Genomic DNA, 12487 nt, shown 5'->3' on the forward strand with positions numbered 1-12487 from the left:
CTGCCCTTCTTCTACCGCTGTTGAGGACGTTTCCGGGAGCGTTTCGCCGCTTTTTCGGCATACTCACAGCCGCACGTCGGGCGGTCTCACAGCAAGGCCCTACCTTAATGAAAATCATTTTCATTATCAAGCAGGGCCGGCCGCTGCGGGTCCGCCGCCCCGGCCGAGCGGATCCGGGACGACTGCGTCCGCGCCGGCGCGGTCATAGCAGCGACTCCTTGACGATGGGACGAGTTCGGACGATGGGACGAGTTCGACGGTCGCCAGGACCTGATGGCCGGCGCGACGATCACGCAGCAGTGGTCGGCTGACGGGCCGGAAAAGTTCCCACCGATCGCTGTGTGAGCTGCCCGGCGGCCTCGGGCCGAGGGCTCGGCACCGGACTCGTCGACCGGCCAGCTGATCAACCCCGTTGCCCCTGCGCGGTGTGCGCGGCCGGCACGATTCAGGGAGAACTCATGAAAAAACCGGCCGCGATCGCTGATCGCGGCCGGTCGTGGTTTCGCCGGGTCACGCCCGGATGGCGCTCACCAGGGTGTTGCGGGCGATCATCGGGCCGGCCTCGGTGTCCGGGCCTGGCACCGGGCGCCCGACCTCGCGTAGGTAGTCGGCCAGCGGAGTGCCGACCGCGGTCCAGCCGTGCCGGCCGAACCATTCGGTGGCCGGCGCGTGCTGCTCGTTGTAGACCAGCTGGAAGAACACCCGCTGGTCGCCCTGCGCGGTGGCCGCGCGTTCTTGGGTTACGGCGGCCTCGAAGTCCTCGCCCTTCATCGGGGCGCCATCCTCGACGGCGACGTGGCTGCCGTGACCGGCCAGCCCGTCGATGCCGGTGAACAGCTGCTCCTGGGCGGTCGCGGGGAGGTAGATCAGCAGGCCCTCGGCGATCCATGCGGACGGCTTGGCGGGATCAAAACCGCTGTCGCGCAGGGCTTGCGGCCAGTCCTCACGCAGATCGATGGCGATCTCCCGACGCTCGGCACGCGGCTGGGCGCCGGCATTGGTGAGCACCTCGCGCTTGAAGTCGAGCACATGCGGCTGGTCGAGCTCGAAGATGGTCGTGGCGGCCGGCCAGTCCAAGCGGTAGGCGCGCGAGTCCAGGCCCGCGGCCAAGACGACCACCTGCCGCACGCCCGCGTCGGCGACTCGACGAAAGTATTCGTCGAAGTACTTGGTGCGGGCGCCCTGGAAGTTGACGAAGTTCTCGCCGAACTCGGCGGTCTTCAGCTGGTGGTCGGGATCCTTGCCATCGAGCACGTCCGCCCACGAACCGCCCACGGCGCGACAGAAGACTTCCGCATAGGGGTCGACGGCCAGCGGGTCGGGCTTTTGCGCCTCCAACGCCCGCGCCGTTGCCACGAACAATGCGGTGGAGCCCACGCTCGTGGTGATGTCCCAGGTATCGCCTTCGCTTCGCACCCGACCCACACTACGCCGCGTCACCGACACCCCTTTTCCGGTGGCGCGCAACACGAATGGGCCGAGGCGGTCACCGGCTCTCACCGGCGTTTGCCGTTCGACGGTGCGCGAACTGATCGTCAGCCGGATTTCACGAGGGGTCGGGGCGTCGTAACCGAGCCGGGATGACGGGCGTCTGCATCGTCCTCCTTATTGAGAATGGTTTTCATCTAGGCCCCTCATACGGTACCGTTCGCGTCGGGCCTTGTCGAAAATGATTTTCAATAAGCTGCAACGGAGGTGCCCGTGTCCGCCCACTGCCAGGTGACCGGCCGTCGACCGAGTTTCGGTAGGACGGTGTCGCATTCCCATCGCCGGACCTCGCGGCGCTTCTCCCCCAACATCCAGCGCAAGACGTACTACCTGCCCTCCGAAGACCGCCGGATCCGGCTGCGCGTCAGCGCCAAGGGCATCAAGGTGATCGACCGCGACGGCATCGAGGCGGTAGTGGCCCGGTTACGCCGCGAAGGGCAGCGAATCTGATGGCACGCAACGAGATTCGCGCGTTGGTCAAGCTGCGATCCACGGCGGGCACCGGCTACACCTACATCACCCGCAAGAACCGACGCAACGACCCCGACCGGCTGGTGCTGCGCAAGTACGACCCGGTCGTCCGCCGCCACGTCGACTTCCGCGAGGAGCGCTGAGCATGGCCAAGAAATCCAAGATCGTCAAGAACGAGCGCCGCCGCGCGATCGTGGCGCGATACGCGGAACGCCGCGCCGAACTCAAGGAGATCATCCGCGCCCCGGGGAGCACCGACGAGCAGCGGGCCGCGGCGCGAGACGAGTTGGCCCGCCAGCCCCGCGACGCCAGCGCGGTGCGGGTCCGCAACCGCGACGCCGTCGACGGGCGACCACGCGGCCACCTGCGCAAGTTCGGCCTCTCGCGGGTGCGGGTCCGCGAACTGGCGCACGCCGGGCAGCTACCCGGAGTGCGGAAGGCGAGCTGGTGATGGCCGGGAAAACCGCGCGGGCCCGCCGGACCGCGCTATCGCGGTGACGACTCCGCGCCGCGGCACCGACCGCCCCTTCACCGTGATCGTCTGCGCCGCTTGCGCGATGACCGATGATCTGTCGCTGATCGACGAACTGCGGCCGGCCATCCGGCGCTGCCCGCGCTCCATGCTGGTCGCGGCCTCCTGCATGCTCGGGCCACTGACCTGTGCGTCCCGGCCGACCGGCGGCGGTGCCATGGCCGTGGTGCAGCCCTGCACGAACGACCGAGTGGCCTGCGGCCCGGCCCATTGGATCGGCCCCATCGCCGACAGTGACGCGGCCGCCGAACTACGCGAGTGGCTGGAGCTCGGACGGTGGGAAACCGCGCCCGTCCCAGGCCGACTCGGGGGCCATCAACGCTGGGCGGCCAGTCAAAGCAACTGACGCGTCAGCGCGGATAGGCGTAGGGGTTCGGCGGGGCATCGATGCGCGTGACGGCGGTCGCCTGCAGCGTCGGGATGGCCGGCGAATTCGGTTGCCGCGGTGCGGGTATAACCTGCCCCTGCACTTTGAGCCAGGTGTTGTCCGGTAGGCCGGACGCGCCGCCGGCGGCCGGGCCCCGCAGATGGATGCGGGCCAGCTGGGCGTCGGCCGCGCAACAGATGATGACGATGCGACCAAGGTCCACACCCTGCGCCTCGTTGAGCACGAAGCCGGTGACGGTGATCGATCGGTTCGTCAAGGATCCGGTCGTGTCGTGCGCCTCGCGCATCAGCACCTCCGGCAGCGAGACCTCCGGCGCCGGCCCGGGCGGCAGCGGTGAAAACGCTTTGTTCAGAACGTCATTGGAGACCGACGTCACCGACGGGGAGGCGGCCGAGGGCCGCAGCGCCGGCGGAGCCACGAACATCAGCACCAGCACCGCGGCCACCAGCAACCAGGCGACGCCACTCCGGTGGGAGTGCGCGCCGCCGTGCTCGCCTGGCGCATCGCTCCCCCGGGGCCCGCCCCGGCGAATGTCGCCGATGATCGCGACCAGCGCCAAACCGATGAGCACCGCCGCCGATACGGCCAACCACGGCAACAGCCCCGGCTTGACATAACGGGTGAACACACCCGACGCGGTGATCATCGCGATGCTGATGCCCACCAACAGCAACACGGTGTTCTCGGCTTCGCGGCTCATCACCGGGCTCCCAGCACGAAAAACCCGATCGCACAGGCACTCACCGTCGCCACCACGAACGTGCACGGCGCAAAGCGCGCCGCGAACGCCCGGCCGAACATGCCCGCCTGCATGGCGAACAGCTTGACGTCGACGGCCGGACCGACGACGAGGAACACCAACCGGGGCAGCAGCGGCACCATGGTCATGCTGGCCGCCACGAACGCGTCCGCCTCCGAACACAGGGCGAGCACCACCGCCAGCGTGGCCATCAGCGCCACCCCGAGGACGAGGTCGGTCGCCAGATGGGCGAAGACCCACTGGGGCACCGCCACATGAAGCAACGCCGCCGCCGCCGCGCCGAGCACCAAATACGATGCGGCTTGCAGGAAGTCGTGGCGGGCCGCCTCGGAGAAGACCACCCACCGCGATTCGCTCTGCGTTGCCGCGGCGGGCAGCCCGCGGGTGATCCATTCCGGGCGCCCCCACCGCGACCACGCCCAGCCCATCACGATCGCGGTCAGCAGCGACGCCCCCATGCGGGCGACGACCATCCTGGGTGCACCCGGGAACGCGACCGCCGTGGCCACCAGGACGACCGGATTGATCGCCGGCGCGGCCAGCATGAACGTCAATGCCGCGGCCCCTGTTGCGCCGCCTTCGCCGAACAAACGGCGCGCCAACGGAACCGACCCACACTCACAGCCCGGCAACGCGACCCCCCCGGCACCGGCCGCCACCACTGCCAACGCCGGCCGGCGCGGCAACCACCGCGCCAACCGCTCCGGCGACACGAACACCGCGATCAATCCGCTGACCACGACCCCGAGGACCAGAAACGGAATCGCCTGCACGAAAACCCCGCAGAACACGGTGCCCACCGTCGAGAGCGCCGCGCTGTTGAAGACCGCGTTGCGCAGGGTCGTCGCGGCCACCGCGCAGCCCAACAGGAGGGCCACCAGCACTTCCATCGACCCCGGCCGCAGCCTGCGCCCGGACTTCAGCGTCTGCACCGGGTCATTATCTCAGCGCGCGGCGGCCGGCGGCGTCGGGACGCATCGCCGGGTCGCGACGGCAACTCGGTGGTTCCGGCGCTAGACGTCGCGGTCGTCGCTGCGCGGCGCCGCGCCGTCGGGTTCCCAGGTGCCGGGCGTCATCGGTACCGTTGGGCCACCGCCGAACTCGTCGGCGGCCAGTGTTGTCAGCCCGGCCGCCGGGGCGACCGCCTCCCTGCGGGCGGTGCCGGCGAACCCGAGGTGGCCGGCGCCGTGATCCGATGCGGTCGAACCGCCCCAGTCGGGGTCGACGTCGACGTTCATGTCCATGTACTCGTCGCCGTGTCCGCGCTGTGTCGCGCGCCGGCGGCGGCGCGCGCGGGCGGCGTCCCGCGCGGCTGCGGCCGCTGCGGCCGCGGCGCTATCCGGTTCGGGCGCTTTCCTTTTCGCGCTGGAGCTGGCACCCGCGCTCATGCCGGCGCCGGTGCCCATCCCCGGTGGGCCGATGACGTAGGGAGGGAAGAACCCGGTCGCGGGGGCGGCCGGAGCCGGCGGAGGCGGTGGCGCACTGGCCACGGTGCTCGTCGCCGCGGTCGGCGCGGGGGCCGGGGCCGAGACGCCAGGCGCCGCGATCGGCGCGGCGGGGCTCGTGGCCGGGGTCACGACGGGCAAGCTCGGGGGCGAGGGCGCAACGGGTGCCGGCAGGACCGGCGGATGCGGGATGGCGGCCAGCCCAGCCAAGCCGGCGAAGCCACCCAGCGCCCCGAGGGGGGCGACTGCCACGAGGGCGGGGATGAGCAGCAACTGCGGCGAGCTCGATAGCCAACTGGCGATTTCGGCGATGTGCGTGGGCCAGTCCGACGTCTCGAGGGCGACCAGATACTGAAAGGCCAACGCCGGATTTTGCTGCAGGTACACCCCGTACTGTTCGAAATCTTCGAGAAGTTCCAGCGCTCGCACGACCCAGAACATCAGCTGGCCCGGGTTGGTGTAGGAGTCGTAGGGCAGTCCATTGACGGTCCCCTGGCCGGGGTTCCAATTGATGCCAAAGAGACGCAGGATTTGCGCGATAAAGTCGTTGAGCGGGTTGTCGACCGTGGGGTCGGGGAAGTCGTTTGTGTCGTCGACCCCCGAGTCATCGCTTGACGCATCGGATTTCACGATCGGCGGCGCCGGATCGGCTGGCGGTGTCGCCGCGACCGCCGCGGTGGACACCGCCTGGTAGGTGGACATGGTGGTGGCCGCCTGCGTCCACATCCGCGCGTAGTCGGCCTCGTTGACCGCGATGGGGATCGTATTGACGCCGAAGAAATTCGTCGCCACCAGCGCCCCGTGCACGACGTGGTTGGTGGCCAGTTCCGGCAGCGTGGGCATGGCGGTCAAGGCCGCGGTGTATGCCGCCGCGGCCACCTCGTGCTGACTGGCGGCGGTCGCGCTGTCGGCGCTGGACTTCGTCAGCCACGCCAGGTACGGCGCGTGCGCGGCCGCGTAGGACTCAGCGCTGGGCCCCTGCCACGCCCCGGCCTGCACTTCCGCCAGCAACGCGCTCAATTCCTCCGCGGCAGAGGAATACTCGGCGCTCAGCTGCGTCCAGGCGCCGGCCGCGGCCAGCAGCGGGCCGGGTCCGGGGCCGCTGCTGAGCAGCGCCGAATGCAGTTCGGGCGGCGAGGCCATCCAAATCGGGGCCGTCATCAGGCACTCCTCAGGCTGGAAGGGTTACCAGACTGAGGAGCTTAATGAATATGATTATCGTTTTCAACCAGGGCCGCATCCGGCCCGCGCACTAGACCAGCGGGCGACCCTTCTTGATCCTGCGGTCCAGGTCGTAGAGCAAGACGTTGAACGGGAACTGGCGGATGAACCGCGGGAGATAGCGGTTCACGGTCGCCAGCACGGCGATCAGCCTGTCGAAACGGCGTTGCTTCTTGGCGTCCCAGGGCAACCGCATCTCGTCACGGAACCGCTGGGGCAAGAACCCCGTGGTGATCAGCAGCGCGAAGTTGTCGGAGAGGCGCTGCAGCCGATCCGGCAGTTTCACCCCCCGAATGCGATTCGCGGCAATGGGAAACAGGTACTCCCGCACGGCGTCGTCGATGTGGACCTTGGCCAGCGATTCCTCCCAGTAGCGGTCGAACGCCGCACGGTCGGCGGGCCACATGTTCGGCGGCACCTGCAGGGTGGTGGCCAGCGTCATGCCCTCGCGATAGTGACGATCGGCGTCCTCGCCCTCGAGTTCGCCGATGAACATGCGGTAGATGTCGACCCCGCCCTTGTAGAGGCACGCCCCCACCCACAGCTGCAGCGCGGGGTCGAAAGCGTTGTAAGCCACCGGGCTTTTGCTGTCCGGGGCCGAATACACCTGGGCGTGAGCGCGATTCACCGCGCGGCGGAAGGCGGCTTTCTGGGCATCGGTGCCGTTGGTCGCGACCGCAAGGTAGGTGAAGGTGGTGCGGGCGCGCTTGATGGGATGCAGGTCGACCCGGCCACTTTCGACCCGGCTCTCCATCACGCCGTATCCGACGCCGGGCTGGGCCAATTGCATGATCACGTTGGCCGGCCCGGCCAGCAATGCGACGCCCATCAGCCCCTCGTCGACACCCAGCGTCGTCCGCCGCCGGCGGCGCTGCGGCCGGGGCGGATCGGTGACCCTGCGCTCGACATGCGCGATCGGCCGGTGCACCGGCTCGTGAATAGCCATTCGTCAGGTCCTCCCGCCGCGCCGGTCCGCTAATGTGCGAACGCTTGTTTCCTGATATTGTCGCGGCTGGGCGTTAGTGTCAAGATGGTTTCCATGAGCGAGACGTCCAGCGCGCGGCCGTACCGCGGGGTCGAGGCCGCCGAGCGCCTGGCCACCCGCCGTAACCGGCTGCTCGCCGCGGGACTGGACCTGCTCGGGGCGCAGCGACAGAACATCTCGGCGGTCACCGTGCGCGGCGTGTGCCGCAGCGCCGGCCTGGCCGCCCGCTACTTCTACGAGAGCTTCGCCGACAAGGACGAGTTCGTCGCGTGCGTGTTCGACTGGGTGGTCGCCGAACTGGCCGCCACCACGCAGGCGGCGGTGGCCGCGGTACCGGCCGGTGAGCAAACCCGCGCGGGCATGGCCAACATCGTGCGGACCATCACCGACGACCCCCGCGTGGGCCGCCTGCTGTTCAGCACGCAGCTGGCCGATCCGGTGATCGTGCGCAAGCGTGCCGAGTCGAGCGCGCTGTTCGCCATGCTGTCCGGCCAGCACGTCGGCCACGCGCTACGGGTCCCGGCGAACGAACGCATCAAGGCCGCCGCGCATTTCGTGGTGGGCGGCGTCGGCCAGACCATCAGCGCCTGGCTGGCCGGTGACGTCCGACTCGACCCGGACCAGCTCGTCGACCACCTGGCGGCGCTGCTCGACGAGCTCGCCGAGCCAAACCTGTACCGCCTCAGCGAAACACGAGCGGACGCCTAGCATCCCGTGACGGGCTCACACCCTGCTGACCGTGCGCCAGCCCGTCGTGGCGGTCAGCGAGAAGTCACTCAGCGTGCTTGAAATGTGCTGCCGCAAAACCTCGTCCGAGTTCGGGCGGCCGGGCTGATAGGAGAGCACCGAGACGAAGACCTGTCCGTGCACCCGTCCCGATAGCAACGCCAGCACGCCGTTGGTGCGCTGCATGGTCGCGCGGGTGACGCCTGGGTACAGGGATTTCATGGCGAAATGGTCGGCATCGCTGCCGTCCGGCCGGTTGGCGGCCGGGTCGACCGCGCCGAGGTTGGACGATACGACGGCGGTCGCGTTGCCGGTGGCCACGCTGATCAGTCGCCGGAAGAGCCGCTTGGGGATCAGCGGCACCAGCGGCAGCAATGCCCACCGCTCGTCGGGCACATCCCGATGGCGGATCAGCGCGTCCTTGATGACGGCGCGGATCTCGCGCAGGTTGGTCGCGTCCGCGGGGTCGACCGTGATGTCGACATTTGTGACGGCGTTGGCGCGGGTGTCGCCCGGGGCGCGCTCGTTGACCGGCATTCCCACGTTGACCGAGCCGTCGGCGGCGACGCGTCCCACGCGCTGGGCCAGCCGGGCCGCCAATCCGGCCAGCAGCGCGTTGCTGGTGCCCCCGAGGGAGCGGGCGCGCGCGTCCCATTCGTCGGCGTCGAAGAAGAGCGTCGCCGCGGGCAGCGTGATGCTTTCGTCGCCTCCGGCGACCGGCGCGGGTCGCTTCGCGGGCGGGGCATCCCGACGACCGGCCCGGGCCAATCGCGCCGCCGCCATCACCGCGCGGCCGATATCGGTTGTGTCGCGTACGGTTTGGCGCGCGTCCTCGCGCAGCGCCCGCCACCGCCGCCGTGCCTTCGCGGCGGGCCAGTGGGCCGCGTCGTCACGCCCGGACGCGGCATCCGCCACCGCCTCGCACAGCCCGACGCCATCGGTGAGGCAATGCGTGATTACCAGGCTGACCGCCGCCCCGCCGTCGGTGAACGGCAGCACGGCCAGGCGCCAGCCGGGGCCGAACTCGGCGTCCGGGCGCTGGGCCGCCTGCTCGTCGCACCAGGTGTCGAGTTCCGCACGGGGCCGGGGCGTCGTGATGATCTCGAGGCCGGGCTGCTCGCGGGGTGACACCCAGCGGTGGCGGCCGAACGGCAGGGGCGACCGTTCGATGCGGCGGGCCAACCTCCCCCGCCCCAGGTGGTCGTGAAACCTTGTGAGGCCGTCGATGTCGACGGGCCGGTCGTACACCCAGACGCATTGCACGAGGCTGGTGGTGCCCGTCGCTCGTTCGCCGAGAAACAGGGTCTGGTCGGCCAGGTCCAGTACGTTGCTCACGTCTAGGCCGCCTCGGTGTCGTCTTCGTCAGCACCGTCCTGCGGCTCGTCCGAAACGTCCTGCCGCGCGGCCATATCCGCGGCCGACGTGAGGCTTTCGGCGGCGTGCCCGAAAGTTTGGACCAGTGCCGCGATGTAGCGCCGCACCGACTCGCACGCAACCTCGTTGTCCGGGAAGGAGATTGTCACCGTGGTCTTTTCGGCGTGCCGGTTGATCCACATGTTGATGCCGCCGGCGGACAGGTTGTCGCCGTAGGTGCCGAAATTCGTCTCCGCCCACAATCCGGCCAGCGGTATCTTGCGGAAATCGAGGTAGGACAACATCATTGGCAGCCTGGTTGGCAGCTTGATGCCCAGTTCCTCCGGCGTCGATAACTCCAGCACGCGCTCGAACGGCACATCGGCCAGCGGCCGTGCGGCGTCGAACGACTTCTGGGCCGCGCGGGCCGCCTCGCCGAATGAGACATCGGCGGTCGGCACGGTGACCGGGATCAGGCTGGCGAACCAGCCCACGGTCATCGTGTCGGTGCCGGGCATCCGGGTGTCCTTGGCGGTGAACCCGTGGTAGGTCTCGTTGCCGGTCAACTCGTGTTCGGTCAGCGCCGTGCAGGCCAGGACTCCCCCGATGAACCGCGCGCCCGCCGCGCGGCAGGCGGCGTCGAAAGCCTCGGTACCCGCCGCGTCCAACAGCTGGACCGTCACCAGGTCGCCCTCGGTGCTGGCCCATGTATCCCCAAGCGGCAGTGGGAAACTCGGCCAGTTTCCCTCGGTGTCGCGGCCGAACGCGATCCATTCCTTGATCTCCGGGGATGACAACGTCAAGGCCGCGGCACTCTCGCGTTGCCGAACGGCGTAGTCACGGTAGCTCCTCACCTCGGGGAGGTGGGGCGGGTGCCGATAAGCGCCCTGCGCCAGTTCCAGGTAGGTCAGGTGGATGTCGACGAAGATCAGGCCGGCGGACAAGCCGTCGATGTGCAGATGGTCGACGCTGGCGTAGAAGGTGAAATAGTCGGCGTGCTCGACGATGCCGAAGGTGAAGCAGCCCCACTCGAGGGTCCCGGGGGTCGTCGTCAACGCGTGGGTGCGCACCTGTTCGGCGCTCATATGCCCGTAGCGCACCGGAACCAGATCGATCACCGCGGGGTCATCGATCGTGCGTCGCACGATCGCGCCGTCCTCGAATTCAAACCAGTTGTGATAGGTCTCCTGGCGCCGAACGTGTGCATTGATGGTCGCTGTCATCGCGGTGATATCACACACGCCGGGGATATCCCAGGCTACGACCATCAGGCGGGGTAGCTGCCTGTTCAGGGTGCTACCGACGTTGGCTGCCCAAAGATGTTGATTCTGTTGATAACTCGGAGCAAGCGGTGACCGACGCGCGGCGCGAGCCGCATCAAGCGCCGCGAGTGTGGGGGTCCACATCGTCAGCGGACCGCTCGGTGGTTGCCATTCGTTGATACTTCCGAGTGCGACCATTTGCTTAAGTCGTCCCTCCCGTTGATGCCGACATTTAGTGCACAGCAAGGGAACACGAAAGAGTCATGGGACTTTTGCCGGTGACCCCTTCGCGCAGAATCCCGTTCGTTGGAACTGTTACGACGTGTCGCGGCATGCGGACTGACGTTGCCGTGTCGCGTGCGCCCCCTGCGTCGCCGGACTGACGGTAGTCGAATAGGCCACAAACGTGCCCCACTTGTGAGGAGGGTCACACCGATCTAGGACGGCGCGCGGCGGGCCGGTGGCCGCGCACGCGCGTGCGGACGCCTCGCGCCGCGTGGTGGGTTCACACCCGGCTGAACGCGCGCCAGTCCGTCGTGGCGGTCAGCGAGAAATCGCTCAGCACGCCGTGGATGGCCTGCCGTAACCCTTCGTTCGAATTTCGGTGACCCAGCTGATAGCCCAGGACCGAGACGAACACCCGACCGTGGACCCGCCCCGAGAGCAACGCCAGCGCACCGTTGGTGCGGTGCATCGTCGCGCTGGTCACGCCGGGGTACACCGACCTCATCGCGAAGTAGTCGGCCTCGCGGCCGTCCGGCCGGTTCACCGCAGGGTCCATGGCACCGAGGTTGGACGATACGACGGTGGTTGCGCCGCCGGTGACCACGCTGATCAGCCGCCGGAAGAGCCGCTTGGGGATCAGCGGGACCAGGGGCAGCAATGCCCACCGCTCGTCGGGCACATCCCGATGGCGGATCAGCGCGTCCTTGATGACGGCGCGGATCTCCCGCAGGTCCGTGCCGATCGCCGAGGGCCGCAGCGTGACGTCGACGTTCGTGACCGCGTTGGCGCGGGTGTCGCCCGGGGCGCGCTCGTTGACCGGCATCCCCACGTTGACCGAGCCATCCGCGGCGACGCGTCCCACGCGCTGGGCCAGCCGGGCCGCCAATCCGGCCAGCAGCGCGTTGCTGGTGCCCCCGAGGGAGCGGGCGCGGGCATCCCATTCGTCGGCATCGATGAAGAACGTCGTCATCGGCAGGGTGACGCGCTCGTCTCCGGTCGCCGTTGGCGCGGACGGCTTCTCGGCGGATGCGGCCTGCACCGCGTCGCGGCCCTGACTGAGCATGCGCGCCGCTGCGCCGACGGCCCGAGCGACATCGCCGGCGTCGCGCACCGTTTGGCGTGCGTCCTCGCGCAGCGCCCGCCACCGCCGCCGTGCCTTCGCGGCGGGCCAGCGGATCGCGTCGTCACGCCCGGAAGCCGCGTCCGCCAACGCCTCGCACAACCCGACGCCGTCGGTGAGGCAATGCGTGGTGACCAGGCTGACCGCCGCGCCACCGTCGGTGAACGGCAGCACCGCAAGGTGCCAGCCGGGCCCGTGCTCGGCATCCGGGCGTCGGGTGGCTTGTTCGGCCAGCCAGGCGTCGATCCCGTCACGGGAACGCGGCGCGCCGACGATCTCGAGGGCGCACCGGTCGTTCGGCGACACCCAGCGATGCCGGCCGAACGGCAAGGGCGAGCGCTCGACCCGGCGCGACAACCGTCCCTGGCCCAGCCGACGATGGAACTCGCGCAGCCCGCCGATGTCGATGGCGCGGTCATACACCCACATACATTGCAACAGGCTGGTGGCCCCCGTCGCCCGCTCACCGAGGAAGAGGGTCTGGTCGGCCAGGTCCAGCACGTTGCTCATG

General features: G+C 69.2%; 13 protein-coding genes. 5 read left to right on the plus strand and 8 right to left on the minus strand.

All coding sequences use genetic code 11. From position 1 onward, the window contains the following. Positions 1-510 precede the first annotated feature (510 nt). Positions 511-1416, minus strand: a complete 906-nt coding sequence (locus AC5Y5B_RS03385) for a class I SAM-dependent methyltransferase (protein WP_500003502.1) — start codon at positions 1414-1416, stop codon at positions 511-513. Positions 1417-1701: 285 nt separating this feature from the next. Here AC5Y5B_RS03385 and rpmB point away from each other — a divergent pair, with 285 nt between their 5' ends. The 4 genes from rpmB to AC5Y5B_RS03405 are packed head-to-tail and all read left to right on the plus strand — an operon-like array spanning position 1702 to position 2837. Then, positions 1702-1938: a 50S ribosomal protein L28 gene (gene rpmB, locus AC5Y5B_RS03390; RefSeq protein WP_112635265.1), complete on the plus strand. Its 237-nt coding sequence runs from the start codon at positions 1702-1704 to the stop codon at positions 1936-1938. Beyond that, positions 1938-2102 (plus strand): 50S ribosomal protein L33, encoded by a 165-nt coding sequence (rpmG, locus tag AC5Y5B_RS03395; RefSeq protein WP_112635253.1) that lies wholly within the window; start codon positions 1938-1940, stop codon positions 2100-2102. Before rpmB ends, rpmG begins: the two co-directional genes overlap by 1 nt. 2 nt (positions 2103-2104) lie before the next feature. Continuing rightward, positions 2105-2410 carry a 30S ribosomal protein S14 gene (gene rpsN / locus AC5Y5B_RS03400; RefSeq protein WP_112635255.1) on the plus strand — a complete coding sequence of 102 codons (306 nt, stop codon included), beginning with the start codon at positions 2105-2107 and terminating at the stop codon, positions 2408-2410. Between the two features lie 43 nt (positions 2411-2453). Further along, positions 2454-2837 carry a hypothetical protein gene (locus AC5Y5B_RS03405; protein ID WP_500003510.1) on the plus strand — a complete coding sequence of 128 codons (384 nt, stop codon included), beginning with the start codon at positions 2454-2456 and terminating at the stop codon, positions 2835-2837. A 4-nt stretch (positions 2838-2841) separates the two neighbouring features. Here the strand turns inward: AC5Y5B_RS03405 and AC5Y5B_RS03410 are convergent, their stop codons facing one another. The 4 genes from AC5Y5B_RS03410 to AC5Y5B_RS03425 all read right to left on the minus strand — a co-directional run bounded on the left by AC5Y5B_RS03410 (position 2842) and on the right by AC5Y5B_RS03425 (position 7251). Further along, on the minus strand, positions 2842-3579 hold the full coding sequence (locus tag AC5Y5B_RS03410; RefSeq protein WP_500003513.1) for a TIGR03943 family putative permease subunit: 738 nt from the start codon (positions 3577-3579) through the stop codon (positions 2842-2844). After that, positions 3579-4571: a permease gene (locus AC5Y5B_RS03415; RefSeq protein WP_112635261.1), complete on the minus strand. Its 993-nt coding sequence runs from the start codon at positions 4569-4571 to the stop codon at positions 3579-3581. Before AC5Y5B_RS03415 ends, AC5Y5B_RS03410 begins: the two co-directional genes overlap by 1 nt. 81 nt (positions 4572-4652) lie before the next feature. Beyond that, positions 4653-6245, minus strand: a complete 1593-nt coding sequence (locus AC5Y5B_RS03420; RefSeq protein ID WP_500003518.1) for a PPE family protein — start codon at positions 6243-6245, stop codon at positions 4653-4655. 91 nt (positions 6246-6336) lie between these two features. Continuing rightward, positions 6337-7251, minus strand: coding sequence for an oxygenase MpaB family protein (locus AC5Y5B_RS03425; RefSeq protein ID WP_500003522.1), 915 nt, complete (start codon positions 7249-7251; stop codon positions 6337-6339). Between the two features lie 84 nt (positions 7252-7335). Here AC5Y5B_RS03425 and AC5Y5B_RS03430 point away from each other — a divergent pair, with 84 nt between their 5' ends. Further along, positions 7336-7998, plus strand: a complete 663-nt coding sequence (locus AC5Y5B_RS03430; protein WP_112632713.1) for a TetR/AcrR family transcriptional regulator — start codon at positions 7336-7338, stop codon at positions 7996-7998. 15 nt (positions 7999-8013) lie between these two features. On the opposite strand, the gene AC5Y5B_RS03435 is transcribed toward AC5Y5B_RS03430, so the two are convergent. The 3 genes from AC5Y5B_RS03435 to AC5Y5B_RS03445 all read right to left on the minus strand — a co-directional run bounded on the left by AC5Y5B_RS03435 (position 8014) and on the right by AC5Y5B_RS03445 (position 12486). Further along, complete coding sequence (locus tag AC5Y5B_RS03435; RefSeq protein WP_500003525.1) at positions 8014-9351, minus strand: hypothetical protein; 1338 nt, start codon at positions 9349-9351, stop codon at positions 8014-8016. Between the two features lie 2 nt (positions 9352-9353). Then, positions 9354-10829 carry a condensation domain-containing protein gene (locus tag AC5Y5B_RS03440; protein ID WP_500003528.1) on the minus strand — a complete coding sequence of 492 codons (1476 nt, stop codon included), beginning with the start codon at positions 10827-10829 and terminating at the stop codon, positions 9354-9356. Between the two features lie 307 nt (positions 10830-11136). Then, positions 11137-12486, minus strand: coding sequence for a hypothetical protein (locus tag AC5Y5B_RS03445; RefSeq protein ID WP_500003530.1), 1350 nt, complete (start codon positions 12484-12486; stop codon positions 11137-11139). Between the last annotated feature and the right edge of the window lies 1 nt (position 12487).

It is taken from the genome of Mycobacterium sp. NGS33, assembly GCF_059812885.1.

Bases quoted from the DNA above. Each gene is read 5' to 3' on its own strand.
- rpmG (WP_112635253.1), top strand. From the start codon at position 1,938: ATGGCACGCAACGAGATTCGCGCGTTGGTCAAGCTGCGATCCACGGCG.
- rpsN (WP_112635255.1), top strand. From the start codon at position 2,105: ATGGCCAAGAAATCCAAGATCGTCAAGAACGAGCGCCGCCGCGCGATC.
- AC5Y5B_RS03410 (WP_500003513.1), bottom strand. From the start codon at position 3,579: ATGAGCCGCGAAGCCGAGAACACCGTGTTGCTGTTGGTGGGCATCAGC.
- AC5Y5B_RS03420 (WP_500003518.1), bottom strand. From the start codon at position 6,245: ATGACGGCCCCGATTTGGATGGCCTCGCCGCCCGAACTGCATTCGGCG.
- AC5Y5B_RS03425 (WP_500003522.1), bottom strand. From the start codon at position 7,251: ATGGCTATTCACGAGCCGGTGCACCGGCCGATCGCGCATGTCGAGCGC.
- AC5Y5B_RS03430 (WP_112632713.1), top strand. From the start codon at position 7,336: ATGGTTTCCATGAGCGAGACGTCCAGCGCGCGGCCGTACCGCGGGGTC.
- AC5Y5B_RS03440 (WP_500003528.1), bottom strand. From the start codon at position 10,829: ATGGTCGCACTCGGAAGTATCAACGAATGGCAACCACCGAGCGGTCCG.
- AC5Y5B_RS03445 (WP_500003530.1), bottom strand. From the start codon at position 12,486: ATGAGCAACGTGCTGGACCTGGCCGACCAGACCCTCTTCCTCGGTGAG.